The 26,177-nt window shown below is 70.4% G+C and carries 18 protein-coding genes; 11 read left to right on the forward strand and 7 right to left on the reverse strand.

The window, feature by feature from the left end; all coding sequences use genetic code 11:
• The first annotated feature begins 65 nt into the window (after positions 1–65).
• From ngcE to JS756_RS22495, 9 genes are all read left to right on the forward strand, one after another.
• The gene (ngcE, locus tag JS756_RS22455; RefSeq protein WP_205384969.1) at positions 66–1,523 is read left to right on the forward strand and encodes an N-acetylglucosamine/diacetylchitobiose ABC transporter substrate-binding protein; all 1,458 of its coding nucleotides are present in this window, start codon (positions 66–68) and stop codon (positions 1,521–1,523) included.
• Positions 1,524–1,735: 212 nt separating this feature from the next.
• Positions 1,736–2,665 (forward strand): carbohydrate ABC transporter permease, encoded by a 930-nt coding sequence (locus JS756_RS22460; RefSeq protein WP_205384970.1) that lies wholly within the window; start codon positions 1,736–1,738, stop codon positions 2,663–2,665.
• Positions 2,666–2,680: 15 nt separating this feature from the next.
• Entirely contained in the window at positions 2,681–3,604 is a 924-nt protein-coding gene (locus tag JS756_RS22465) for a carbohydrate ABC transporter permease (protein WP_205384971.1), read from the forward strand.
• Positions 3,605–3,842: 238 nt separating this feature from the next.
• On the forward strand, positions 3,843–5,054 hold the full coding sequence (locus tag JS756_RS22470) for an ROK family transcriptional regulator (RefSeq protein ID WP_205385060.1): 1,212 nt from the start codon (positions 3,843–3,845) through the stop codon (positions 5,052–5,054).
• Between the two features lie 133 nt (positions 5,055–5,187).
• Positions 5,188–6,294 (forward strand): substrate-binding domain-containing protein, encoded by a 1,107-nt coding sequence (locus tag JS756_RS22475; RefSeq protein ID WP_205385061.1) that lies wholly within the window; start codon positions 5,188–5,190, stop codon positions 6,292–6,294.
• A 186-nt stretch (positions 6,295–6,480) separates the two neighbouring features.
• Positions 6,481–7,272 (forward strand): ATP-binding cassette domain-containing protein, encoded by a 792-nt coding sequence (locus tag JS756_RS22480; protein ID WP_205384972.1) that lies wholly within the window; start codon positions 6,481–6,483, stop codon positions 7,270–7,272.
• Positions 7,269–8,561 (forward strand): sugar ABC transporter permease, encoded by a 1,293-nt coding sequence (locus JS756_RS22485; protein ID WP_205384973.1) that lies wholly within the window; start codon positions 7,269–7,271, stop codon positions 8,559–8,561. Before JS756_RS22480 ends, JS756_RS22485 begins: the two co-directional genes overlap by 4 nt.
• 243 nt (positions 8,562–8,804) lie before the next feature.
• Positions 8,805–10,724, forward strand: a complete 1,920-nt coding sequence (dxs, locus tag JS756_RS22490) for a 1-deoxy-D-xylulose-5-phosphate synthase (protein WP_205384974.1) — start codon at positions 8,805–8,807, stop codon at positions 10,722–10,724.
• A gap of 279 nt (positions 10,725–11,003) precedes the next feature.
• Positions 11,004–12,503: an amino acid permease gene (locus JS756_RS22495; protein ID WP_205384975.1), complete on the forward strand. Its 1,500-nt coding sequence runs from the start codon at positions 11,004–11,006 to the stop codon at positions 12,501–12,503.
• 80 nt (positions 12,504–12,583) lie between these two features.
• Here the strand turns inward: JS756_RS22495 and JS756_RS22500 are convergent, their stop codons facing one another.
• Positions 12,584–12,961, reverse strand: a complete 378-nt coding sequence (locus JS756_RS22500; RefSeq protein ID WP_205384976.1) for a PIN domain-containing protein — start codon at positions 12,959–12,961, stop codon at positions 12,584–12,586.
• 173 nt (positions 12,962–13,134) lie between these two features.
• On the opposite strand from JS756_RS22500, the gene JS756_RS22505 reads away from it, so the two are divergent.
• On the forward strand, positions 13,135–14,151 hold the full coding sequence (locus tag JS756_RS22505) for a PLL family lectin (RefSeq protein ID WP_205384977.1): 1,017 nt from the start codon (positions 13,135–13,137) through the stop codon (positions 14,149–14,151).
• A 176-nt stretch (positions 14,152–14,327) separates the two neighbouring features.
• Here JS756_RS22505 and JS756_RS22510 read toward each other — a convergent pair whose 3' ends face one another.
• The 5 genes from JS756_RS22510 to JS756_RS22530 all read right to left on the reverse strand — a co-directional run bounded on the left by JS756_RS22510 (position 14,328) and on the right by JS756_RS22530 (position 21,477).
• The gene (locus tag JS756_RS22510) at positions 14,328–16,457 is read right to left on the reverse strand and encodes a 3-hydroxyacyl-CoA dehydrogenase NAD-binding domain-containing protein (protein ID WP_205384978.1); all 2,130 of its coding nucleotides are present in this window, start codon (positions 16,455–16,457) and stop codon (positions 14,328–14,330) included.
• A complete protein-coding gene (locus tag JS756_RS22515) occupies positions 16,454–17,674 on the reverse strand; it encodes a thiolase family protein (protein ID WP_205384979.1) in 1,221 nt (406 codons plus the stop codon). Before JS756_RS22515 ends, JS756_RS22510 begins: the two co-directional genes overlap by 4 nt.
• 639 nt (positions 17,675–18,313) lie before the next feature.
• Complete coding sequence (locus JS756_RS22520; RefSeq protein ID WP_205384980.1) at positions 18,314–19,594, reverse strand: ribonuclease D; 1,281 nt, start codon at positions 19,592–19,594, stop codon at positions 18,314–18,316.
• 257 nt (positions 19,595–19,851) lie between these two features.
• Positions 19,852–20,514, reverse strand: a complete 663-nt coding sequence (locus JS756_RS22525) for a response regulator transcription factor (RefSeq protein WP_205384981.1) — start codon at positions 20,512–20,514, stop codon at positions 19,852–19,854.
• A 288-nt stretch (positions 20,515–20,802) separates the two neighbouring features.
• Positions 20,803–21,477: a DUF3000 domain-containing protein gene (locus JS756_RS22530; RefSeq protein WP_205384982.1), complete on the reverse strand. Its 675-nt coding sequence runs from the start codon at positions 21,475–21,477 to the stop codon at positions 20,803–20,805.
• Positions 21,478–21,596: 119 nt separating this feature from the next.
• Here JS756_RS22530 and hemE point away from each other — a divergent pair, with 119 nt between their 5' ends.
• On the forward strand, positions 21,597–22,664 hold the full coding sequence (gene hemE / locus JS756_RS22535) for a uroporphyrinogen decarboxylase (protein WP_205384983.1): 1,068 nt from the start codon (positions 21,597–21,599) through the stop codon (positions 22,662–22,664).
• Positions 22,665–22,928: 264 nt separating this feature from the next.
• Here the strand turns inward: hemE and JS756_RS22540 are convergent, their stop codons facing one another.
• Complete coding sequence (locus JS756_RS22540) at positions 22,929–26,036, reverse strand: FG-GAP-like repeat-containing protein (protein ID WP_205384984.1); 3,108 nt, start codon at positions 26,034–26,036, stop codon at positions 22,929–22,931.
• Between the last annotated feature and the right edge of the window lie 141 nt (positions 26,037–26,177).

Genomic DNA, 26,177 nt, shown 5'->3' on the forward strand with positions numbered 1-26,177 from the left:
TGACCGCGGTGCCGGGGAGGATCCGGTTCACCGCCTGAGTCCTGTGAGAAGGCGAGGACTTGAGCATGGGATCCATCCCCGAAGAGAAGCACGGTTCACCCACCCCCGGCGCCGGCGTCGGGCGCCGCGATCTGATCAAGCGGTCCGCCGCGCTCGGCCTGGTCTCGGTGCCCGCGATGGGCCTGCTGTCCGCCTGCGCCAGTGGCGGTGGCGGCGATTCCGGTGACAACAACGCCAAGGGCAAGACCACCAAGGACAACCCCTTCGGCGTGCAGAAGAGCGGCAAGCTCGACGTCGTCATCTTCAAGGGCGGCTACGGCGACGACTACGCCAAGGCCTGGGAGGCGGATTTCCAGAAGAAGGTCGGCGTCACCTCCTCGCACACCGGCACCCAGGAGATCACGGGTAAACTCCAGCCGCGCTTCAACGCCGGCAACCCCCCGGACATCGTCGACGACTCCGGCGCGCAGAAGATCAAGATCGACGTGCTCTACAAGAACGGCCAGTTGCTCGACCTGGCCGAGGTGCTCGACGCGCCCTCCGTCGACGACCCGGACAAGAAGGTCCGCGACACCCTGATCCCCGGCACCCTCGACCCGGGCCTGCAGGAGGGCAAGGTCGTCGCCCTCAACTACATCTACACGGTGTGGGGTCTGTGGTACTCCGGCAAGCTCTTCAAGGAGAAGGGCTGGGAGGAGCCGAAGACCTGGGACGACTTCCTCGCCCTCTGCAAGGACGCCAAGTCGCAGGGCATCGGCGGCCTCGCCCACCAGGGCAAGTACCCGTACTACATCAACGTCGCCATCATGGACCTGATCGCCAAGCAGGGCGGCCTGGACGCCATGAAGGCGATCGACAACCTCGACCCCAAGGCGTTCGTCGGCTCCGACGCCGCGCAGGCGGGCGTCGAGGCCATCTACGAGGTCGTCGAGAAGGGCTACCTCATGCCCGGCACCAACGGCCTGACCCACACCGAGTCGCAGACCCGTTGGAACCAGTACAAAGCCGCCTTCATCACCTGCGGCTCCTGGCTGGAGAACGAGCAGCTGAAGCAGACCCCGCCGGACTTCGACATGAAGTTCATGCCGATGCCGGTGCTGACCGGCAGCGCGCTGCCCTACGAGGCGATCCGAGCCGGCTCCGGCGAGCCGTTCATCATCCCCGCCAAGGCCGGCAACCTGCCCGCCGCCAAGGAGTTCATGCGGCGGATGCTCTCCCGCGAGTGGTCCACGCTGTTCGCCAAGGAGGCCAACTCGCTGACCATCCTCAAGGACGGCGTCGACCCCAGCGTGCAACTGCGCCCCGGCACCCAGTCCACGGTCGAGGTCTCCAAGGCGGCCGGCGACAACACCTTCCGCTACCTGTACACCGAGTGGTACAGCGAGATGGACACCGCCATCCAGAACGCCTCCAACGAGCTGATGGCCAAGCGCATCCAGCCCAAGGAATGGCTGAAGCGGGCCCAGGCCGCCGTCGACAAGGCCGCGAAGGACCCGGCGGCCAAGAAGAACCACCGCGACTGAGCAGGTCGGGTGAAGTCCACCGCGGTTCGGCTGCGTCCCGGAGGGGCGCGGGGAACCGCGCGACCGGCCACGACGGCTCTGCGGTCGACGGACCTCATACCACGGCACTTCCGCGGAGTGCTCGATGCCGCAAGCCAGGTCACTGGCTCGGCCCGGCCGCGCCCCCTCCACCGGGGCGCGGCCACCGACCGGACAGCAGGGGCAGGAACGCCATGCGCAAAGGGCAGTACCGGTTCGTCGCGGGATTTCTCCTCGTCCCCGTGGCGCTCTATCTGATTTTCGTCATCTGGCCCTACGTCCAGACGTTCGGCTATTCGCTGACCGACTGGAAGGGGCAGTCGCAGAACTTCTCGTTCGTCGGCCTGGACAACTACAAGGCGCTGCTGAAGGACGACATCTTCACCGGGGCCATCTGGCACAACATCCTGTTCCTGGTGTTCATCCCGGTGATCACCATCCTGCTCGCGCTCTTCTTCGCGTTCATGCTGAACGCGGGCGGACGCAGCCGTGCGGGCGGGGTCAAGGGTGTCGCCGGATCGAGGTTCTACAAAGTCGTCTACTTCTTCCCCCAGGTGCTGTCACTGGCCATTCTCGCGGTGCTGTTCGGCGCCGTGTACCGCAGTGACAACGGCGGCATGCTCAACGGCATCCTGATCAAACTCGGCCTGGTCGACGCGGGCAGTCCCGTGGAATGGCTGAACGAGCCGAACATCGTGCTGTGGGCACTGATCGCGGTCGTGGTCTGGCACGGCGTCGGTTTCTACCTGGTGCTGTTCTCCGCCGCCATGCAGTCCATTCCGCGGGACATCTACGAGGCCGCGCTCATCGACGGCGCCGGCCGCGCCCAGTCCTTCTTCCGCATCACCCTGCCGCTGCTGTGGGACGCGGTGCAGACCGCCTGGGTCTACCTGGGCATCGCGGCGATGGACATGTTCATCCTCGTCTCCACCATGACCTCGGGCGACTACGGCGGTGGCCCCGACCACCACAGCGAGGTCATGGCGACGGTGATGATGCGCAACTTCCTCTATTACGGCAAGAGCGGCTACGCCTGCGCCATGGGCGTCGTCATGCTGCTGCTCACCCTGATCGTGTCCGTGGTGATGCTGCGCGCCACCCGCCGCGAGCGCATCGAGTTCTGAGCGGGAGAGACGACGATGAGTGCACCCATCAAGGAGACGTCCGCCATCCCCGCCCAGCGGGGCGTGGACAAGGTGCCGGCGCACACCGGCGACAAGCGCGACGAGGGCGTCGTCCTGAACGTCTTCTCGCACGGCTTCCTCGCCCTGTGGGCCCTGCTGATCGTGCTGCCGCTGCTGTGGCTGGTGCTCAGCGCCTTCAAGACCGACGCCCAGATCGGCGGCTCCGCCTTCGGCTGGCCGCAGCACTGGTCCCTGGACGTCTTCGGCCGCGCCTGGGACAAGGGCATCGGCGACTACTTCCTGAACACCGTCATCGTGCTGGTCTTCTCCGTGCCGCTGACGATGCTCCTCGGCTCCATGGCCGCGTACGTGCTGGCCCGCTACCGCTTCTGGGGCAACCGGCTGCTGTACTACTTCTTCGTCGCGGGCGCGATGTTCCCGGTGTTCCTGGCCCTGGTCCCGTTGTTCTTCATGGTCAAGCGGCTGGACATGCTCAACACCTACCAGGGCCTGGTCCTGGTGTACGTCGCCTACTCGCTGCCGTTCACCGTCTTCTTCATGCACGCCTTCTTCCGGACCCTGCCCTCGGCGGTGTTCGAGGCGGCCGTCCTGGACGGTGCCTCGCACAGCCGGACCTTCTTCCAGGTCATGCTGCCGATGGCCAAACCGGGTCTGCTCAGCGTCGGCATCTTCAACATGCTGGGGCAGTGGAACCAGTTCATCCTGCCCACCGTGCTGATGCAGCCGCAGAGCGGCGACGACCCCGAGCGGTACGTCCTCACCCAGGGCCTGATCCAGCTGCAACAGCAGCAGGGGTACGCCACCGACCTGCCGGTGCTGTTCGCCGGCGTCACCATCGCCATGATCCCGATGCTCGTGGTGTACCTGTCCTTCCAGCGTCAGGTCCAGGCGGGCCTGACCTCGGCGACCCTGAAGTAGGGCATACCGGCCGGTGGAGCCTCCGCCGCCGCGTCGGCGTCCCGCCGTCGGCATGGCGCTCCGCAGCCGCCCGTGTGCGCGCCGTCCCCGGATCGGGGGCGGCGCGTTCCGGTGTGTGCACTATCGCGGAAACTGTTCAACCTCTTGACGGGAGGCAACCCGAACAGCTCAGCTTAGAGTTCACTAGTTGGACATGGACGGGGCCTCATCGAAGCGGCCCCGCGCGCAGGAGGTCGTCGTGGAGACTCCGGGGTCGCAGTCGTCGCTGCACCGAGCCAACCTGGAACGGGTCGTACGCGCCGTGCGACTGGCGGGATCCCTCACCCAGGCGGAGATCGCCAGGACCACCGGCCTGTCGGCGGCCACGGTCTCCAATATCGTCCGAGAACTGAAGGACGGGGGGACGGTCGAGGTCACACCCACCTCGTCGGGCGGGAGACGGGCCCGCAGCGTCTCGCTGAGCGGGGACGCCGGCATCGTGATCGGGGTGGACTTCGGCCATACGCACCTACGGGTGGCCATCGGCAACCTGGCCCACCAGGTGCTGGCCGAGGAGTCCGAACCGTTGGACGTCGACGCCTCTGCCCGGGAGGGCTTCGACCGGGCGGAAGAGCTGGTCAGCCGCCTGATCGCGGCAACGGGGGTCGACCGGTCGAAGATCGCCGGGGTGGGCCTCGGCGTGCCCGGCCCGATCGACGTCGAGTCCGGCACCCTGGGGTCCACCGCGATCCTGCCCGGCTGGAGCGGCACCAAGCCCGCCGAGGAGCTGCGGGAGCGGCTGGGCGTGCCCGTGCACGTGGACAACGACGCCAACCTGGGGGCCCTGGGTGAGATGGTCTGGGGGGCCGGACGGGGCGTGCGTGATCTTGCCTACATCAAGGTCGCGAGCGGTGTCGGCGCCGGTCTGGTGATCGAGGGGAAGATCTATCGGGGCCCCGGCGGGACCGCAGGAGAAATCGGACATATTACACTCGATGAATCCGGCCCGGTCTGCCGCTGTGGAAACCGGGGCTGCCTGGAGACGTTCGCGGCCGCGCGCTATGTGCTGCCGCTTCTCCAGTCCAGCCACGGTACCGACCTGACGATGGAAGGCGTCGTACGACTGGCCAGGGACGGAGACCCGGGCTGTCGTCGGGTGATCGCCGACGTAGGCCGCCACATCGGCATGGGAGTAGCCAACCTGTGCAACCTTCTGAACCCGAGCAGGGTGGTCCTCGGCGGTGATCTTGCCGAGGCCGGTGAGCTGGTGCTCGGGCCGATCAGGGAGTCTGTCGGCCGCTATGCGATCCCCAGTGCGGCCCGCCAACTCTCCGTTCTCCCCGGGGCTCTCGGGGGTCGTGCGGAGGTGCTCGGAGCGCTTGCCCTCGCACTCAGCGAGATGGGCGATTCGACGCTTTTGGACGGAAGTGGAGCCGGTGCCCTGCCTGTGGCGGCACCTGCCTTCACTTAGAGAACGGATGGCACCGTTGCCAACCCGTTAAGGATTTACTTCTTGACGTCGCACGTGTGGCCGAGTTGACTTCCAGCCACCTCGGCCGCAACGACGCGGCCTCGTCAGGGAGGTTTCTGAAGTGAACAAGCGCATGCGTCGTGCTGCCGTTGCCGTTGCCGCTGGTGCGATGGCCGTCTCGCTCGCTGCCTGTGGCAGCGCCAAGGAGTCCGGCGACAAGGCACAGTCGTCCGGTGGCGCCACCGACAAGGGTGACGCGATCAAGGTCGGTCTGCTGCTGCCGGAGAACCAGACCGCCAGGTACGAGAAGTTCGACCGCCCGCTGATCGAGAAGCAGATCAAGGCGCTGACGAACAACAAGGGCGAGATCGTCTACGCCAACGCCAAGCAGGACGCCACCGTCCAGGCGCAGCAGGTCGAGACCATGATCACCAACAAGGTCGACGTGCTGATCGTGGACGCGGTGGACGCCAAGGCGATCGCCACCTCGGTGAAGAAGGCCAAGGACGCCGGTATCCCGGTCGTCGCCTACGACCGCCTCGCCGAGGGCCCGATCGACGCCTACACCTCGTTCGACAACGAGCAGGTCGGCAAGGTCCAGGGCGAGGCCCTGCTCAAGGCCCTGGGCGACAAGGCCAAGAGCGGCAAGATCGTCATGATGAACGGCTCCATCACGGACCCGAACGCCGCCCTGTTCAAGAAGGGCGCCCACTCCGTCCTCGACGGCAAGGTGAACATCGGCAAGGAGTACGACACCAAGGAGTGGAAGCCGGAGAACGCCAACAAGAACATGGAGGGCGCGATCTCCGCCCTCGGCAAGGACAACATCGTCGGCGTGTACTCCGCCAACGACGGCATGGCGGGCGGCATCATCACCGCCCTCAAGGCCGGCGGCTTCTCCACGCTGCCGCCCGTCACCGGCCAGGACGCCGAACTCGCCGGTGTGCAGCGCATCGTCGCCGGTGAGCAGTACATGAGCGTCTACAAGCCGTACGCTCCCGAGGCCGAGGCCGCCGCCAAGATGGCCGTCGCCCTCGCCCACGGCGAGTCCCTGGACTCCGTCGCCAAGGACTCGGTGGACAGCCCCACCACCAAGGGCGTCCCCTCGGTCCTCGTCCCGGTCGTCTCGCTGACCCAGGACAACATCAAGGACACCGTCGTCAAGGACGGCGTCTACACGGTCGACGAGATCTGCACCGCCAAGTACAAGGCGGCCTGCGACAAGATCGGCCTCAACTAGACCGGGACCCCGTCGGGGTGCGGGAACTCCCTTCGGAGCCCGCACCCCGCCGTCAGGGACCCGCTCTGCAAAGCTCCTCCGGCGCCCCGCCGTCATCAGCCCCGCAAGCTCCAGCGGGGCGCCGGACGGAACACCCCCCATCCATACTTCTGCACAACCCTTCCGCCGGGTCAGGCGGCGAAGGAGATGGTTCACGTGTCCGCTACGCCCGTGCTGGCGTTGCGCGGGGTCTCCAAGCGGTTCGGTGCCGTCCAGGCGCTCACCGACGTCGAGCTTGAGGTCCACGCCGGTGAGGTGGTCGCCCTGGTGGGCGACAACGGAGCCGGAAAGTCCACGCTGGTCAAGACGATCGCCGGCGTGCATCCCATCGATGAGGGCGCCATCGAGTGGGACGGCAAGGCCGTATCGATCAACAAGCCCCACGACGCCCAGCACCTGGGCATCGCGACCGTCTACCAGGACCTCGCGCTGTGCGACAACATCGACGTCGTCGGCAACCTGTTCCTGGGCCGGGAGCTGCGCCGCCGAGGCGTCCTCGACGAGGTGGAGATGGAGCGCCGCTCGCGCGAGCTGCTCGACACCCTGTCGATCCGCATTCCCAGCGTCCGAATCCCGATCGCCTCGCTCTCCGGCGGCCAGCGCCAGACCGTGGCCATCGCCCGCTCCATGCTCGGCGAGCCCAAGCTGGTCATCCTCGACGAGCCCACGGCCGCTCTCGGCGTGGAGCAGACCGCCCAGGTCCTGGACCTGGTGGAGCGGCTGCGTGAGCGCGGCCACGCCGTGATCCTCATCAGCCACAACATGGCCGACGTCAAGGCCGTCGCGGACAAGGTCGCCGTGCTGCGGCTGGGCCGCAACAACGGCGTCTTCGAGGTCAAGTCGACCTCCCAGGAGGAGATCATCTCCGCCATCACGGGCGCCACCGACAACGCCGTGACCCGCCGTGCGGCGCGCACCAACGGGGAGGCTCAGCAGTGAGCATCGACAAGACCTCCGCCACCGCCGACCAGCACATCGTCGAGAATCCCGACGCCGCCGCCGGCTCCGACACCGCCGTCGACCCCCGGCTCCTCGTACGGGAGCAGGGACTGGCCGGCTACCTCAACGAGTTCAAGCGGAAGATCCGCGGCGGTGACCTCGGGTCCATCCCGGTCGTCATCGGCCTCGTCGTGATCTGCATCACGTTCCAGAGCCTGAACTCGGCGTTCCTGTCCGCGAAGAACCTCAACGACATCTCGGTCGCCATGGTCGCGACCGGCATGATGTCGGTCGGCATCATCTTCGTCCTGCTGCTCGGCGAGATCGACCTGTCCGTCGGCTCGGTCAGCGGCGTCGCCGGGGCGATCTTCGCAGTGCTCGCCGTCACACACGGCATGAACGAGTGGTTGGCACTGATCATCGCCGTCGTCACCGGCGCGGCCATCGGCGCCCTGCACGGCTTCTTCTTCGCCAGGATCGGAGCACCAGCCTTCGCGGTCACCCTGGCCGGCCTGCTGTTCTGGAACGGCTTCATGCTCCACCTACTGGGGCAGAACGGCACCATCAACCTGGACAGCGACGGCGTGGTCGGCAAGCTGACCACGTACTACTTCTCCGACGTCGCCGCCGCCTACGGCCTGGCCGCAGCCGCCGTGGTGCTCTACTTCGTCACCGCGTTCCTGGACGCCCGGCGCCGCGACGCCGCGGGCGTGCCGTCCCGGCCGCTCAGCGAGATCGTGCTCCGCACGGTCCTGCTGGCCGTCGTCGCCTTCGCCGCAGCGGTCATGTTCAACCAGTACAAGGGTCTTCCCCTGGCGCTGCTGCTGTTCCTGGTCGTCCTCGTGAGCATGGACTTCCTGGTGCGCCGTACCGCGTACGGCCGCAAGGTGTTCGCGCTCGGCGGCAGCGTCGAGGCGTCCCGCCGTGCCGGTATCAACGTGGTCGCGGTCCGCATCTCGGTCTTCGCCCTGGCCGGTCTGTTCGCCTCGGTCGGCGGTCTGTTCTGGGCGTCCAAGATCGCGGCGGCCAACCAGAGCGCCGGTTCGGGCGACTTGCTGATGAACGTCATCGCGGCGGCCGTCATCGGCGGCACCAGCCTCTTCGGTGGCCGCGGCCGGATCTGGAACGCCCTGCTCGGTGTCATGGTGATCACCTCGATCCAGTACGGCCTGGCCCTGGAGGGCACCGGCGCCCCCATCCAGTACATGATCACCGGAGCAGTGCTGCTGGCCACCGTGCTCATCGACTCGGTCACCCGCAAGACCCAGCGGACCGCGGGCCGCGCCTGACGCCCGCAGTCCCGGCCGCCGCGCGCCTGCGCGGCGGCCCCCGGCCCGTGCCCGGCACCGACGGCGGTGCCGGGCACAGCCCTGTCCCGGGGACGGCACCGCCGGGACGCGGAAGGCCACTCCCGGGGTACGGCCGAACGCGTGATGTACGACGCAGAGGCCGGGCGTCGCCGGCAGAGACGGAACATTAGACTCGACAAGCCCGGCAACAGCTCGAACAGCTTGACTTTCAAGGAGGCACGGGTGCCGCTGCTGACCCGCATCAGGGGACCGCGCGATCTGGACCGGCTCAGCCCGGAGGAGCTGGACCAGCTGGCTGGGGAGATCCGCACCTTCCTCGTCGACGCCGTCTCCAAGACCGGTGGCCACCTCGGCCCCAACCTCGGTGTGGTCGAGCTCACCATCGCCCTCCACCGCGTCTTCGACTCGCCCCGGGACAAGGTGCTCTGGGACACCGGTCACCAGTCCTACGTGCACAAGTTGCTGACCGGACGGCAGGACTTCTCCCGGCTGAAGATGAAGGGCGGCCTGTCCGGCTACCCCTCGCAGGCGGAGTCCGAGCACGACGTCATCGAGAACAGCCACGCCAGCACCGTCCTCGGCTGGGCCGACGGCATCGCCAAGGCCAACCAGATCCTCGACCGCGACAGCCACGTCGTCGCCGTCATCGGTGACGGTGCGCTGACCGGCGGCATGGCCTGGGAGGCGCTCAACAACATCGCCGACGCCAAGGACCGCCCGCTGGTCGTCGTCGTCAACGACAACGAGCGCTCCTACGCGCCGACCATCGGTGGCCTCGCCAATCACCTCGCGACCCTGCGCACCACCGACGGCTACGAGCGCTTCCTGGCCCGCACCAAGGAGGTCCTGGAGCGCACCCCGGTCGTGGGCAGGCCGCTCTACGAGACACTGCACGGCGCGAAGAAGGGCCTGAAGGACTTCATCGCCCCGCAGGGCATGTTCGAGGACCTGGGCCTGAAGTACGTCGGCCCGATCGACGGTCACGACATCGAGGCCCTGGAGTCGGCGCTGGCCCGCGCCAAGCGGTTCGGCGGCCCGGTGATCGTCCACTGCCTCACCGAGAAGGGCCGCGGCTACCAGCCCGCCCTCCAGGACGAGGCCGACCGCTTCCATGCCGTCGGCAAGATCCACCCCGACACCGGGCTGCCGATCGCCAGCTCCGGCGCCGACTGGACGTCCGTGTTCGGCGACGAGATGGTCGCCCTCGGCCGGGAGCGCCCGGACATCGTGGCCATCACCGCCGCCATGCTCCAGCCGGTCGGCCTCGACAAGTTCGCCAAGGCCTTCCCGGAGCGGGTCTTCGACGTCGGCATCGCCGAGCAGCACGGCGCCGTGTCGGCGGCCGGACTGGCCACCGGAGGCGTGCACCCGGTCTTCGCCGTCTATGCCACCTTCCTCAACCGCGCCTTCGACCAGGTCCTCATGGACGTCGCCCTGCACAAGTGCGGGGTGACCTTCGTCCTGGACCGCGCCGGCGTCACCGGCACCGACGGCGCCTCCCACAACGGCATGTGGGACATGTCGATCCTCCAGGTCGTGCCGGGACTCAGGCTGGCTGCCCCGCGCGACGCCGACCAGGTCCGCGCACAGTTGCGCGAGGCCGTCGAGGTCGACGACGCGCCGACCGTCGTCCGCTTCTCCAAGGGCGCCGTCGGCCCCGCCGTGCCCGCCGTGGGCCGGGTGGGCGGCATGGACGTGCTGCGCGAACCCGGCACCGAACGTCCCGACGTCCTCCTCGTCTCCGTCGGGGCCCTGGCGCCGATGTGCCTGGAGATCGCCGGCCTGCTCGACAAGCAGGGCATCTCCACCACCGTCGTCGACCCGCGCTGGGTCAAGCCCGTCGACGAGGCCATGGCCCCGCTCGCCGAGCGGCACCGCGTGGTCGTCACCGTGGAGGACAACTCCCGCGTCGGCGGCGTCGGCTCGGCCGTCGCCCAGGCCCTGCGGGACGCCGGCGTCGACGTGCCGCTGCGCGACTTCGGCATCCCGCCGCGCTTCCTCGACCACGCCTCCCGTGCCGAGGTCCTCGCCGAGATCGGCCTGACCGCCCCCGACATCGCACGCCAGGTCACCGGCCTGGTCGCCAAGCTCGACGGACGGTTCGCGCACACCCCCGCCGAGGCGGAGCCCGCGCGCGACTGAGTGCTCCGCCGGAACGCCGTGGCGTGAGGTCCGTCGACCGCAGCGCCGTCGTGGCTGGTCGCGCAGTTCCCCGCGCCCCTTCGGGGCGCAGTCGAACCGCAGTGGACTCCGCCCGACCGGTTGAGGGCGACCGCCGCCCCGAACAGCGTCCGAATGGGCCGGTTTCACCCCTGCGAGAGTGGTGAAACCGGCCCATTCGCGTGAAAGGGTGCGTGCCAGGGCATATGTGACAGGCCCTCTCTCGATCATGTCGAGGACGACACAGCGTGGGAGGTCCCCGTGAGCAGCACCCTCTTCCGAACGAAGAAGGTCGAGCAGTCCATCCTCGACACCGAGGCGCCAGAGCACGCGCTCAAGAAAACCTTGTCCGCGCTGGACCTGACCGTCTTCGGCGTCGGCGTCATCATCGGCACCGGCATCTTCGTCCTCACCGGTACGGTCGCGAAGAACAACGCCGGTCCCGCCGTCGCGCTGGCCTTCGTGGTCTCCGGTGTCGTCTGCGCGCTCGCCGCGCTCTGCTACGCCGAGTTCGCCTCCACCGTTCCGGTGGCCGGCTCCGCGTACACCTTCTCCTACGCCTCCCTCGGCGAACTGCCCGCCTGGATCATCGGCTGGGACCTGGTGCTGGAGTTCGCCCTCGGCACGGCGGTGGTCGCCGTCGGCTGGTCCGGTTACATCGCCTCACTGCTGGACAACGCCGGCTGGCACCTGCCCACCGCGCTCGGCAGCCGGGACGGCGCCGAGGGCTTCGGCTTCGACATCCTCGCGGCGGCGCTCGTGCTGTTCCTCACCGCCATCCTGGTGATCGGCACGAAGCTGTCCGCGCGCGTCACCTCGATCGTCGTGGCCATCAAGGTGATCGTCGTGCTCACCGTGATCATCGCCGGCGCCTTCCTGATCGACAGCAGCAACTACGACCCGTTCATCCCGAAGGCGCAGGAGGTGCCCGCCGGCGACAGCCTCAAGGCGCCCCTCATCCAGCTGATGTTCGGGTGGGCGCCCTCCAACTTCGGCGTGATGGGCATCTTCACCGCGGCTTCCGTCGTCTTCTTCGCCTTCATCGGCTTCGACGTCGTCGCCACCGCGGCCGAGGAGACCAGGAACCCGCAGCGCGACATGCCGCGCGGCATCCTCGGCTCGCTGTTCATCTGCACCGTGCTGTACGTCGCCGTGTCCATCGTCGTCACCGGCATGCAGCACTACACCGACCTGTCCGTGACGGCACCGCTCGCCGACGCGTTCAAGGCCACCGGGTACCCGTGGTTCGCGGGTTTCATCAGCTTCGGCGCCGCCGTCGGCCTGACCACCGTGTGCATGATCCTGCTCCTGGGCCAGACCCGGGTGTTCTTCGCGATGAGCCGCGACGGACTGCTGCCCCGCTTCTTCTCCCAGGTCCACCCCCGCTTCAGGACCCCGCACCGGCCCACCGTCCTGCTCGGCGTGCTCATCGCGGTCCTCGCCGGCTTCACCCCGCTCAGCGAGCTCGCCGAGCTGGTGAACATCGGCACCCTGTTCGCGTTCGTGGTGGTCGCCATCGGCGTGATCATCCTGCGGCGCACCCGGCCCGACCTGCACCGCGCGTTCCGCACCCCCTGGGTGCCGGTCATCCCGATCCTGTCGGTGTGCGCCTCGCTGTGGCTGATGCTCAACCTGCCCGCCGAGACCTGGCTCCGCTTCGCGATCTGGATGGTCGTCGGCTTCCTCGTGTACTTCCTCTACGGCCGCTCCCACAGCCGTCTGGCCCGCCAGGAACAGACCACCGGCGCCGACCGCTCCTGAAGGCCCCCGGCGGAGGGCCGCGCCCCGGCAGGCGATCTGGGGACACCGCGGGCGCGCTCCCGGTCGCCGGCTCTCCGCCCCTACTCCGACGGGCGCACCGCCCGCGGCCCCGCGACCCGCGCGCCCAGTTCCGTCACCCGCCGCCGCAGCTCGCGGTCCGCGGTGACGACCAGGGCGGGGCGCCCCGCGGCGCCCGCGACCAGCGCGACCACATGGTCGTCGCCGCTGCCGGGCGCCTCCTCGACGCGCACCCCGGGAACCGGCTCCACGCCGCGGGCCGCGCCCTCGACCACCAGGACGATCTCCACGGGGCCGGTGTGCCCGGGCAGCCCGTCGGACGCCAGCCGGTCCCGCAGCCGTCGCGCGGCCCCCAGCCGGTCCCGCCACCATCCGTCGGGCACGGAGCCGACGACGTTCGCGGCGTCGACGACGACGAGGAGGGAGGAGCTGTCGTCCATGGGGCAAGCGTCGCACGCCGTCCGGTGCCCGCCCCACTCTGCGGCGCCCTCCCGCACAAGGCCCCGCCGTGCCGCCCGCGCCGGCGCTTCCCGTCCCGCGGTTCGGCCGCGAGGCGGTCCGGACGGCGGCCCCGAGTGCAGCGGCACTTCTTGCGACGGCATAAAGTGATCCGGTGAACGGCGAGTGGCTCATACGCGGCAGAGACGGCCGCCTCAGTGTCTATCAGCTCTCCGGCGAGGCCGTGCAGTGCCGGGCCGAGCGGGTACCCGGCGGGCCCTGGGACGCCCCGCGCAGGATCGGTGGGGACCAGCATCTGCACCCCGTCCTGGCGGTCGGCCAGGGCAGCGACGCCTACGGGCACCTGGTCTCCTGGCGCCCCACGGTGCCCGGCGAGTCCGGCCTGGTGCACTCCACGCACTTCCGGCCGCTGCTGGCCCCCCTGGACTGGGAACCCATCGGCCACCCGAACGGCAAGGGCGACCGCACCGGCGATCCCGCCGTCGCCGTCGACGACGAGGGCCGCGCCCATGTCTTCGTCCGCAACGGCGGTGGCGGGCTGAGCATGCGGGCCCAGTCGGCGAAGGGCGGCTGGGAGCCGTGGCGCGACCTCAAGGGCCGGGACATCCAGGGCCCGCCCGCCGCCGTCGCGGGCCGCGGCGGCCGCGTCGAGGTGTACGCGGCCGTGCCCGGCGGCCTCGTGCACTGGCGGCAGCAGGAGCCCGAGGGGTCGCTCGCCGTGGAGGAGGCCGTGGAGATCGTGGCCCGCCCGGGCACGCTGCGTGCCGTGGCCACCTCCGAGGAGCACACCACCCTGTTCTTCGTCGACGAGGACGGCCGGCTGTGCGCCTGGCGCCCCGGGGCCAAGCCCGTCGCCCTGCTGGCCGCGGCAGGCCCCGGTCCGGTCGCCGCCGTGCGCTGTGAGCTCGACGGCCGCGACTGCACGGTGCTCGCCCAGCGCTCGGCCGCGGGCCGGGTCGCCTTCGCCGCCTACCCGAGCGAGGAGGAGCCGACGGGGGCCCGGTGGAGCGAGTCCGGCCCCGAGCTGCCCGCCGACGCCGAGGTCTCCCTGGCCCTGGACTCCGACGGCCGCGTCGTCGCGGCGGCCCTGTCGCCGTCGACCGGTCAGCTGCTGCTCACCGTCCGCACGGACGAGCCGGGGCTGGCGCTGGCGCCCTGGCGCGCGATGTGACGCCGCGCCACCGAACGGCGCCGGTACCACGACCGGACCGGTCCCCCGGACCGGTCACCGGTCCCGGAGGCGGCGGATCCCGACCCTGAGCACGGCAAAGAGGGCCCCGCACTGCTCAGTGCGGGGCCCTCTTCACGTCCGTGAGCCGGTCAGGCCGGTCACACGGGGTGCTGCGGTCACGCGGGAACCGACGCCACCCCGGTCTCCAGGAACGTCTTGCCGTTCACCCGCTCGGAGACGCCCGCGCGATCCAGGTACGGCGTGATGCCGCCCAGGTGGAAGGGCCAGCCGGCGCCGGTGATGAGGCAGAGGTCGATGTCCTGCGCCTCGGCGACGACACCCTCGTCGAGCATGAGCCCGATCTCCTGGGCCACGGCGTCCAGGACGCGGTCGCGGACCTGCTCCTCGGTCAGGACGGTCTCGCCCTGCTTCAGCAGCGCGGCGACCTCCGGGTCCAGCTCGGGCTTGCCGCTGTCGTAGACGTAGAAGCCGCGCTTGCCCGCCTCGACGACCGCCTTCAGGTTCGAGGAGACCTTGAAGCGGTCCGGGAACGCCCGGTTGAGCGTCTCGGAGACGTGCAGGCCGATCGCCGGGCCGACGAGCTCCAGCAGGACCAGCGGGGACATCGGCAGGCCCAGGGGCTCGATCGCCTTCTCCGCCACCTCGACCGGTGTGCCCTCGTCGATGACGTCCTGGATCTCGCCCATGAAGCGGGTGAGGATGCGGTTCACGACGAACGCCGGGGCGTCCTTGACCAGAACCGCGGTCTTCTTCAGCTTCTTGGCGACGGCGAACGCGGTCGCCAGGGAGGCGTCGTCCGTCGTCTCGCCGCGGACGATCTCCAGCAGGGGAAGGATCGCCACGGGGTTGAAGAAGTGGAAGCCGACGACCCGCTCGGGGTGCTTCAGCTTCGACGCCATCTCCGTCACCGACAGGGAGGAGGTGTTCGTCGCCAGGATCGCGTGCGCGGGCGCGACCGCCTCGACCTCCGCGAACACCTTCTGCTTGACGCTCATCTCCTCGAACACGGCCTCGATCACGAAGTCCGCGTCCGCGAAGCCCTCGGCCTTGTCCAGGACACCGGTGACCAGCGCCTTCAGACGGTTGGCCTTGTCCTGGCCGACGCGGCCCTTGGCGAGCAGCTTGTCGATCTCGGCGTGGACGTAACCCACACCCTTGTCGACGCGCTCCTGGTCGATGTCCGTGAGGACGACCGGGACCTCCAGACGGCGCAGGAAGAGCAGGGCGAGCTGCGAGGCCATCAGGCCCGCGCCCACGACGCCCACCTTGGTCACCGGACGGGCCAGGTTCTTGTCCGGGGCGCCCGCGGGGCGCTTGCCGCGCTTCTGCACGAGGTTGAACGCGTAGATGCCGGCGCGCAGCTCGCCACCCATGATCAGGTCGGCGAGCGCCTTGTCCTCGGCGTCGAAGCCCTGCTCCAGGTCGCCGTTCTTGGCGGCGGCGATGATGTCGAGGGCGCGGTAGGCGGCCGGGGCCGCGCCGTGCACCTTGCCGTCGGCGACGAAGCGGCCCTTGGCGACGGCCTGGTCCCAGGCCTCACCGCGGTCGATCACCGGCCGCTCGACCACGACGTCGCCCTTGAGGACCTGTGCGGTCCAGATCAGCGACTGCTCCAGGAAGTCCGCACCCTCGAAGAGGGCGTCGGCGATGCCGAGTTCGAAGACCTGGCGGCCCTTGAGCTGCTTGTTCTGGTTGAGGCTGTTCTCGATGACGACCGAGACGGCCTTGTCGGCGCCGATCAGGTTCGGCAACAGGGTGCAGCCGCCCCAACCGGGGACGAGACCGAGGAACACCTCGGGCAGCGAGAACGCCGGGACGGCCTTCGACACCGTGCGGTAGGTGCAGTGCAGGCCGACCTCGACCCCGCCGCCCATGGCCGCGCCGTTGTAGTAGGCGAACGTCGGGACCGCGAGGCCCGAGAGCCGCTTGAACACGTCGTGGCCGCCCTTGCCGATGGCGTAGGCGTGGTCCCACTCCTTCAGCAGTTCGACGCCCTTGAGGTCGGCGCCGACGGCGAAGATGAACGGCTTGCCGGTGATGCCGACGCCGACGATCGCGCCCTCGGAGGCCTCCTTCTCGACCTGGTCGACGGCGGCGTTCAGGTTCGCCAGCGACTGGGGGCCGAAGGTGGTCGGCTTGGTGTGGTCGTGGCCGTTGTCCAGGGTGATCAGGGCGAAGCGCCCGGCACCCAGCGGCAGGTCGAAGTGGCGTACGTGCGCCTGCGTGACGACCTCGTCCGGGAAGAGCTCGGCCGCGCCCTTCAGGAGTTCAGCGGTGGTGCTCACTTGTCGCCTCCGTCGAAGTACGGGTTCTCCCAGATGACCGTCGCGCCCATGCCGAAGCCGACGCACATGGTGGTCAGGCCGTAGCGGACGTGCGGCTGCTCCTCGAACTGGCGGGCCAGCTGCGTCATCAGCCGGACGCCGGACGAGGCCAGCGGGTGGCCGAACGCGATGGCGCCGCCGTACTGGTTGACGCGCGCGTCGTCGTCGGCGATGCCGTAGTGGTCGAGGAGGGCCAGGACCTGGACGGCGAAGGCCTCGTTGATCTCGAACAGGCCGATGTCGGAGATGGACAGGCCCGCCTTGGCGAGGGCCTTCTCCGTCGCCGGGATCGGGCCGTAGCCCATGACCTCCGGCTCCACGCCGGCGAAGGCGTAGGCGACCAGGCGCATCTTGACCGGCAGCCCGTGCTCGCGGGCGAAGTCCTCGCTCGCGATGATCGAGGCGGTGGCGCCGTCGTTCAGGCCGGCCGCGTTGCCCGCGGTGACCCTGCCGTGCACACGGAACGGGGTCTTCAGACCCTGCAGGTTCTCCAGGGTGGTGCCCGGGCGCATCGGCTCGTCCGCCGTGACCAGGCCCCAGCCCGTCTCGCCGGCCTCCGGGTTGGTGCGGCGCACCGAGATCGGCACCAGGTCCTGCTGGATCTGGCCGCCCGCGTAGGCCTTGGCGGCCTTCTCCTGCGAGCGCACCGCGTACTCGTCGGCACGCAGCTTGGTGATGTGCGGGTAGCGGTCGTGCAGGTTCTCGGCGGTCATGCCCATGAACAGCGCCGACTCGTCGACCAGCTTCTCGGAGACGAAGCGCGGGTTCGGGTCCACGCCCTCGCCCATCGGGTGGCGGCCCATGTGCTCCACACCACCGGCGATGACGGCGTCGTAGGCGCCGAAGGCGATGGAGCCCGCCGTCGTCGTCACGGCCGTCAGGGCGCCGGCGCACATGCGGTCGATGGAGTAGCCGGGGACCGACTGAGGGAGCCCGGCGAGGATGCCGGCCGTGCGCCCCAGCGTCAGGCCCTGGTCGCCGATCTGCGTGGTCGCGGCGATGGCGACCTCGTCGATCTTCTTGGGGTCGAGCCCGGGGTTGCGGCGCAGCAGCTCCCGGATCGCCTTCACGACGAGGTCGTCGGCGCGGGTCTCGTGGTAGATGCCCTTCGGGCCCGCCTTGCCGAACGGGGTGCGGACGCCGTCGACGAAGACGACGTCCCTGACGGTACGAGGCACGATGGCTCTCCTCCAGGGTGCGGGATGGCACTGCCGCGGCACGCTGAGCGTGCGCTCAGGCCCATGCTACTCATGGGTAATGTTGCTGCCCAGTCCCGGAGGCTCAAGCGGCGAAGGTCACACTGTTTGGCGGAGCCGACGGTGTTCCCGTCGGGGCGGAGCCGGCCCCGCCGCGGTCGCCGCCACCGGCACGGCCGCGGGCCGGTGGCGGCCGGCAGGCGGGGGCGACGGCGTCCGTCGCTCCTGCCGACGGGGTCGCCGTCCGTGCCGCCTCCGGCGCCACGGCTCCGCCTCCTGTTCCCTTCCCCGTTCGCCGCCCGCTCGCGCAGGATCTTGGCGTGATTTCGACGCTCCTGTCCCTCTTTCCGGGGCCGTTCGGCCGGTGGAAGAGGGCTCGGCCCGGGGCTCGGCGTGCGAATCGGGGCGACGCCAGGAGGTCGGCGGGCGCCGGGAGGGACCCGGAGTGCGGCTCCAGGGGTGTGTCGCCCAGCGGTGCCCGTCCCGGCGCCGCGAGGCCGATCGCTGCCGCCGATGCGCGCCCGCCGCCCGCCGGTCGCCCGGGCCCGGAGCGCGCCGCAGCCGCCCCGTACGACCGGGGGCGGGTGCCGACCGGTGGTCGCCGCCCGCCCCGGTGGACGGCTACGCGGACAGCGCGCCGACCAGGACCGGTGTGGCGAGTTCGACCTGCCAGGGGCGCGCCCCGTACCCGGCGAGCGCGGCCCGCACCGACTCCGCGTCGACCGACTTCGGCGGCTCCCAGCAGATCCTGCGCACCGTGTCCGGCGCGACGAGGTTCTCCTGCGGCAGGTTCAGCTGCTCGGCCAGCGCGGTCACCCCGGCCCGTGCTGCGGACAGCCGCTGCGCTGCGGCGGGGTCCTTGTCCGCCCAGGCCCGAGGCGGGGGCGGACCGAGTACCGGCTGCCCCTGCTGCGGCAACTCCGACTCGGGAAGCGACTTGGCCCGGTCGACGGCCGCCTGCCACTGCTCCAGCTGTCGCCGCCCCATGCGGTGGCCGAAGCCGTTCAGCGCGGCGAGGGCGTGCACCTGGCCCGGCAGGGCGAGGGCCGCCTCCACGATCGCGGTGTCGGAGAGCACCTTGCCCGGCGACACGTCCCGTCGCTGGGCGATCCGGTCGCGGGTCTGCCACATCTCCCGGACGACGGCGAGCTGCCGCCGCCGCCGCACCTTGTGCATGCCGGACGTCCGCCGCCAGGGGTCCTTGCGCGGCTCGGGCGGCGGGGCCGAGGCGATCGCCTCGAACTCCTGCAGGGCCCACTCCAGCTTGCCCTGCCGGTCCAGGTCCTTCTCCAGCGCGTCGCGCAGGTCGACCAGCAGCTCGACGTCCAGGGTGGCGTAGCGCAGCCAGGGCTCGGGCAGCGGCCGGGTGGACCAGTCGACGGCGGAGTGGCCCTTCTCCAGGACGAAGCCGAGCACGTTCTCGACCATGGCACCGAGGCCGACCCGCGGGAACCCGGCGAGCCGTCCGGCCAGCTCGGTGTCGAAGAGCCGCGTCGGGACCATGCCTATCTCGCGCAGGCACGGCAGGTCCTGCGTGGCGGCGTGGAGCACCCACTCGACACCGGACAGGGCCTGGCCCAGACCGGACAGGTCGGGGCAGCCGACGGGGTCGATCAGTGCGCTGCCCGCGCCTTCGCGGCGCAGTTGCACGAGGTAGGCGCGCTGGCCGTACCGGTAGCCGGAGGCCCGCTCGGCGTCGACGGCCACAGGTCCGGTCCCGGCGGCGAACGCGGCGACGACCTCGGCGAGCGCGGCCTCGTCCGCGATCACGGGCGGGATGCCCTCGCGTGGGTCCAGCAGAGGAATCGGCGCCCCTTCAGCAGAAGATCCGCCGTCGTCCGGAGGGGCGCCTCCGGTGGTTCGCAGTGAAGTGTCTGCTGCGGTGTTTTGGGCGTCGGTCACATGTCAAGGGTATCCATCCACGGACAGCGCCCGTCGACGGAACGTTCCGTCGACGGGCGCTCAGGGGTCGCAAACCAGTCAGCGCGGTGCCTGAAGCGGGTTCACGGGGGAGGGGGGTGACGCGGCCGGGAACAGCGGCCGATCCCGTTCACGTCAGTGAAGTCGCGGGTGGGGGTGGGGGGACAGGAGAGGGGGCGAGGGAGGCGGAAGGAGGTGGGAGGCGGTGGGGCTGGGACGGGAGCGGGCGGGTGGACGGCTCAGTGGATGATCCCGGTCCGCAGGGCCACCGCGACCATGCCGGCCCGGTCGCCGGTGCCGAGCTTGCGGGCGATGCGGGCGAGGTGGCTCTTGACGGTGAGCGCGGACAGGCCCATCGAGACGCCGATCGCCTTGTTCGACTGGCCCTCCGCCACCAGTCGCAGCACCTCCACCTCGCGGCCTGACAGCTCGCGGTAGCCGCCCGGGTGGCTCGGGGCACCCGGGGGGCGGCGGTGCATGCGTGCGGCGGCGGCGCCGATGGGGGCCGCACCGGGCCGGGTGGGGAGCCCGACGTTGGTGCGGGTGCCGGTGACGACGTAGCCCTTGACGCCGCCCGCGAGGGCGTTGCGCACGGCGCCGATGTCGTCGGCGGCCGACAGGGCGAGCCCGTTGGGCCAGCCCGCGGCGCGGGTCTCCGACAGCAGGGTCAGGCCGGAGCCGTCGGGCAGGTGGACGTCGGCGACGCAGATGTCGCGCGGGTTGCCGATGCGGGGACGAGCCTCCGCGATGGACGAGGCCTCGATGACGTCGCGCACACCGAGCGCCCACAGGTGGCGGGTGACGGTGGAGCGGACGCGCGGGTCGGCGACGACGACCATGGCGGTGGGCTTGTTCGGGCGGTAGGCGACCAGGCTTGAGGGCTGCTCGAGGAGAACGGACACCAGGCCTCCTGGGGTGCGGGATTGGGGACGAACCCTGCTTTCAAGGTCACAGTCGTCTTCGGCACCGACCCCGGTGGGCTTTAGAGAATGATCACGATCTAGTGAGTAACAATCCGTGCAATTCGGACATGCGCTCGATCATCCGAAGATCGAATCGGATCGGTCGGGCGCGATCGGGCCCGTTTGGGTGGCGAGGCAAGTCGCAAAGTGTCCGTATCGACAAAGAGATGCCCAAGACGAGCCCGTAAAGGATTACGGGCCGGATACGTGGTGCCCGGGTGGCCGGGCTCAGCGCGACTCGGGCCCCCGCCGTTGCGGCAGGGTGACCACCGAGGCGTCGCCCGGCCCGGCCGGCGGCAGACCGGCGATCTGGGCCAGCAGATCGCACCAGGCCGCCAGATGGGCCGCCGTGTCCGGGACATCGCCCAGCCCCTCGCGCGGGGTCCAGGAGGCACGGATCTCGATCTGCGAGGCCGCGGGGCGCGCGGCGAGCCCGCCGAAGTAGTGGGAGCTCGCGCGCGTGACCGTGCCGCTCGGCTCGCCGTAGGTCAGGCCGCGCGCCTGCAGCGCCCCCGTCAGCCAGGACCAGCACACCTCCGGAAGCAGCGGATCGGCGGCCATCTCCGCCTCCAGGTCCGCCCGCACCAGCGTCACCAGCCGGAAGGTGCCCCGCCAGGCGTCGTGCCCGGCCGGGTCGTGCAGCAGCACCAGCCGGCCGTCCGCCAGGTCCTGGTCGCCGTCGACGACCGCGGCCTCCAGCGCGTACGCGAACGGCGCGAGCCGTTGTGGCGCCCGTGTCGGCTCGACCTCGACCTGCGGGCGCAAGCGCGCGGTGCGCAGTGCGTCCACTGCGGCCCGGAACGGCGGTGGAACCGACCCGCCCCCCGATCCCTCCCCGCTGTTGTCCTTCGCCTCGTCCATTCCGCCCGTGCCGTCCGACAGTCGTTCCTGAGCCGCAGCCATGCGGGGAAGGTTAAGGGGAAGCGGGCCTTCGCGCAGGGCAAGACACCAGCCGACGGCCCACCGGGCGCGCGGGCGGACGCGGGAGCAGCGCCCCCCGGGGCCGTGCGAGACTTGCCGTCGTGAGTGCGAACGGAAGCCCCACGGGCCAGCAGCCGACAGTGACGTACGACAGCCCCTTCCTGAAGGCGTGCAGGCGTGAGCCCGTCCCGCACACCCCGGTGTGGTTCATGCGGCAGGCCGGGCGCTCCCTGCCCGAGTACCGCAAGGTGCGCGAGGGCATCCCGATGCTGGAGTCCTGCATGCGGCCGGAGCTGGTCACCGAGATCACGCTGCAGCCGGTGCGCCGGCACGGCGTGGACGCGGCGATCTACTTCAGCGACATCGTCGTTCCGCTCAAGGCGATCGGCGTCGACCTCGACATCAAGCCCGGCGTCGGCCCGGTCGTCGAGCGCCCCATCCGCACCCGAGCCGACCTGGCCCGGCTGCGTGACCTCACCCCGGACGACGTCTCCTACGTCACCGAGGCCATCGGCCTGCTCACCCGCGAACTCGGCAGCACCCCGCTCATCGGCTTCGCCGGCGCGCCGTTCACCCTCGCGAGCTACCTCGTCGAGGGCGGTCCGTCCCGGACGTACGAGAACGCCAAGGCGATGATGTACGGCGACCCCGAGCTGTGGGCCGACCTGCTGGACCGCCTCGCCGACATCACGGCCGCCTTCCTGAAGGTGCAGATCGAGGCCGGCGCCTCCGCGATCCAGCTCTTCGACTCCTGGGCGGGCGCCCTCGCCCCCGTCGACTACCGCCGCTCGGTGATGGCCGCCTCCGCCAAGGTCTTCCGCGCCGTGGAGCACTACGGCGTCCCGCGCATCCACTTCGGCGTCGGCACCGGCGAACTGCTCGGCCTCATGGGCGAGGCGGGCGCCGACGTCGTCGGCGTCGACTGGCGCGTCCCCCTCGACGAGGCCGCCCGCCGCGTCGGCCCCGGCAAGGCGCTCCAGGGCAACCTGGACCCGACGGTGCTCTTCGCCCCGCGGGAGGCCGTCGAGGCCAAGACCCGCGAGGTCCTTCGGACGGCCGCCGGCCTGGAGGGCCACATCTTCAACCTCGGCCACGGTGTGATGCCGTCCACCGACCCCGACGCCCTCACCCGGCTCGTGGAGGACGTCCACGCCCGCACCGCGCACTGAGGCACGGCACCGGGCCCCCGAGCCCGCCGGAAGACACCGGCAGGGCGCGGGGCCCGGGCGGTGTCGAGCCCCGCGCGTCCGGTCACGGTGAGGACAGGTCGTCGGCGTGGCCGATGGCCTGTGAGCGTTCCGTGTGGAGGACGACGTCGTCGGGGCCGGACCCGTCCGGCCTCCGCGCGCGGGCCGTCCGCACACCGGTGAGGGGCGCGGCGGGGACCGCTGCACGCGCCCCCTGCCACGCCCCTCACCCGGCTCGGCGCCGGATCAGCCCAGGCTCACCGGCCGCTTCCAGTCGCTGTGCTCGCCCGCCTCGTCGATGACCTTGCGGGGGCTGCCGTGCGTCGTGCGCCCGCCCGGGTAGAGGTAGACGTTTCCGCTCTTGAACATCACCCACAGGTCGGGGATGCCGTCACCGTCGGCGTCGGGCGTACCGATCAGGTGCGGGATGTTGTCCGTCGCCCAGCCCGACTCTCCGTACACGGCGTCGGCGCCGGTACGGGAGGTGGAGGCCAGGCCCAGCGACAGGATGTCGGTCGCCCTGCCCCCCGGTCCGGGCTTGCCCTCGCGCAGGTAGAGCCGGCCGCTGCTGTAGGTGCGGAAGATCAGGTCTGCCGTTCCGTCCCCGGTCACGTCGTCGACGAGGACCAGGTCACGGCCGTCCCAGGCGCTGTTGGTCATCTTGTGCGCGGTGGCGAAGCTGCCTCCGGTGTACCCGGTGAAGATCCACAGCTGGGCGCCGTAGTTCGCGAACATGTCGGGCCTGCCGTCTCCGTCCACGTCCGACGCGGACAGGATCTGGGTGAGCTGCGAGGCGTCGGGGGCTCCGGCGGGCAGCAGGACCCGCTGGCGCCGGGAGACGTCGAAGCCGCTGTAGCCGTCGCCGGGGTAGACGTAGAGGTTCCCGTCGGCCGTGCGGGCGAGCAGGTCCTGGACGCCGTCGCCCGCGAACCAGTCCCCGTTGTGAGTGATCAGCGCGTCGGTCCAATAGCCGTCCGGGGTGGGCACGGCCTTACCGGAGGAGGTGTCGTAGGAGGCGTCCATCCCGGTGTGCAGGTCACCGCGGCTGTCGCCCGGGAAGGCCTTGAGACGTCCGGTGTCGGTGATCACCAAGAGGTCGGGCTGACCGTCGCCGGTGGTGTCACCTGCGCCGTCCGGCTCGGCGCGTGGCGAGACGTAGAAGCGGTAGGCGGTCTGCCGGGAGATGTTGCCGACGCCGTCGACGGCCCGCACGTACAGGATGTTGGGCCCTGCCTCCGGTGGTGTGACGCTCAAGGTGGCCTTGCCCTGCGAGTCGGCGTTCGCCTTGTGCCCGAAGCCGGTCGAGTTGAAGCTGTACTCGTACCGGACGACCTCGGCTGCGGAGGTGAGAGTCATCTTGCCGGCGGTGCCGAACCGCACCGTGGACCAGGTGCTGTCGGTGCCGTCCGCCGCCGGGAAGTCGGTGGACGTCACGGTGGGAGACGGCGGTGCCTTGAGATCGACCTGGAACCGGCAGGGCTGGCTGCCGTCGGGGGCGAAGTACGACACCGCGCCCTCGCTGTCCTTGGAGCGGACGTCCCAGGCGTAGGTCTTGCCGTCGGAGAACTTGTCCCAGCCGACCTTGATGTCCGCGTAGCCGTTGCTGTCCGTGGTGAGGTACTGGTCGACGATCCGATGGCCGCTGTCGCCGTCGGGCCAGACCCTGAAGTGCAGGTACTTCAGGTTGCCGTCGGGGTCGGAGCCCTTGGCGCGGAAGGTCAGGTCGGACTTGCCCACGGCCGAGTAGGGGCTGGAGAGGTCGCAGTCCGGGCCCGGCGTCATGGTCTGCGCCGTCGGCTGGTTCGGCTTGCGGTTGTAGGTCTCCTCGATGTACGGCGAGTTCTCGCCGTTGGCCTGGAACTTCTTCCAGGAGTTGGTGTCGCTCTCGTTCGCGGCGCGCAGCCCGACGGTGATGGAGCCCCACTTCTTGTCCGCGGCCTCCTGAGCGGCGGACTTCACATCGAGCTTCACCCAACGGTCCGGACAGGAACCCGACTTGTAGCCGTAGCCGTTGGTGGCACTGGACAGCACGCGGTTCCAGCTGGGCTGGTGGTTCCAGGTGCTGGAGCCGGAGATGGTGCCGGTGAGCCACAGGTCGTACTTCCGGGCGCTGCAGCCCCAGGAATACGTCTGCAGCGCCCGGAAGTACGCGCTCTTGATCGTGGCGCCGTGCAGACTGCCGGACTGCTCCAGGGTGAACACCGAGCGGGACAGGCCGCCCGTGGTGGCCTCGTAGCCGACGCGGGCGTCGTTGGTGCCGTCGTTGAAGTTCTGCCCGTTGTAGAAGCTCTGGGTCGGGTAACGCTTGTACAACAGCGTCCAGTTCTTCTTGTGACCCTTGAAGGAGGGGTCGACGAAGACCGGGTAGACGGTGTCCGGGGCGTCCAGCAGGGCGCGGTCCGGCGTGACGGACAGGACGGCGTCGTGCGCGGCTTTGCCGGTGGGCTCCAGCGCCGTGTCCAGTGCGGCGTCGTGGGTACCGGGCTGCGGTCCGGCCAGGCCCGGCAGGTCGAACGTCGGGTCGACCTCGCTGGGCGACGGGGGCTGCTCGCCCAGGGTCACGGCGGGGCGGCCCGCGGAGTCCCAGGCGTACGGAGTGGGGCTGCTGGCCATGTCCGCACCGTCTGCGTCGAGCGCGCTGACGGCGTGCGATGCGGGGTCGAGCCGGAACGCCAACTCGGGTGCGGACAGCCGGTAGCGCAGTTCATCGAGCAGCGGGTCGTGCGCCGCGGCCCGGTCGTGCACGATCAGCACATGGGAGTAGCCGCTGTCCCGTGCCGTCAGCAGCAGGTCGATACCGGGACGTATGCCGCGGTACAGCGCCCGCGGGCCGTCCACCACCGGCTCGGGCAGCGGGCCGGGCCAGCCGACCGTCATCTCGTGACCGCCGGTGGTCATCCGTATCAGTTCGCTCCACTGCGCGTTCGGCGTGGAACCGTCGGCCTCGGCGGTGCCGGCGGGATGCAGCGGGGCGCGAACCGTGTCCCGTGAGCTCCGCCCGGCGCCCGGCGTCCCGTCGCTGAAGACGATCGGGTCGTTGACCGCGGTGGCCGCCCAGCCCTTCTCGGTGTGCCGCAGGGTCGGATCGATCGGCTGCCACCGCCCGTCGACCTCGGCCCGGATGGTGTCGCTGTACGTTCGCGTTCGCAACAGTCCGTCGGGCTGTGCCCAGGTGGTGGCGTTCGGTGTGCGCTCCGCCGTCACCTCGACGTCCTTGCCGGTCACCCGCGCGCGTCGCATGGCCTCCGGGGCGGTCAGTGGCCCCTTCGAGTGGCGGTCGCTTCGCTCACGCGACGGCGTGCCGGAGTCCTTGCCGCCGGCCAGGTGCAGGCCCACGGGCACGGCGATCGCCACCGCCACCAGCGCGGCGAGGCCTGCTCTGATCCGGTGTGTGCGCCGACGTCTCGATTCTCCCGCGGATGGGGCGGTTTCGGGTTCGGTCGGTGGTCGTGCCGATACGGAATTCGCCTGTCCCGCATCCGTGTCCGCGTTGTC

Origin of the sequence: Streptomyces actuosus, assembly GCF_016921115.1 — a bacterium.
Taxonomy (GTDB): Bacteria; Actinomycetota; Actinomycetes; order Streptomycetales; family Streptomycetaceae; genus Streptomyces; species Streptomyces actuosus_A.

Excerpts from the sequence above, each read along its gene's own strand:
- JS756_RS22460 (WP_205384970.1), top strand. The coding sequence starts at position 1,736 with ATGCGCAAAGGGCAGTACCGGTTCGTCGCGGGATTTCTCCTCGTCCCC.
- JS756_RS22530 (WP_205384982.1), bottom strand. The coding sequence starts at position 21,477 with ATGGCTGCGGCTCAGGAACGACTGTCGGACGGCACGGGCGGAATGGAC.
- JS756_RS22480 (WP_205384972.1), top strand. The coding sequence starts at position 6,481 with ATGGTTCACGTGTCCGCTACGCCCGTGCTGGCGTTGCGCGGGGTCTCC.
- JS756_RS22475 (WP_205385061.1), top strand. The coding sequence starts at position 5,188 with ATGCGTCGTGCTGCCGTTGCCGTTGCCGCTGGTGCGATGGCCGTCTCG.
- JS756_RS22500 (WP_205384976.1), bottom strand. The coding sequence starts at position 12,961 with ATGGACGACAGCTCCTCCCTCCTCGTCGTCGTCGACGCCGCGAACGTC.
- JS756_RS22465 (WP_205384971.1), top strand. The coding sequence starts at position 2,681 with ATGAGTGCACCCATCAAGGAGACGTCCGCCATCCCCGCCCAGCGGGGC.
- ngcE (WP_205384969.1), top strand. The coding sequence starts at position 66 with ATGGGATCCATCCCCGAAGAGAAGCACGGTTCACCCACCCCCGGCGCC.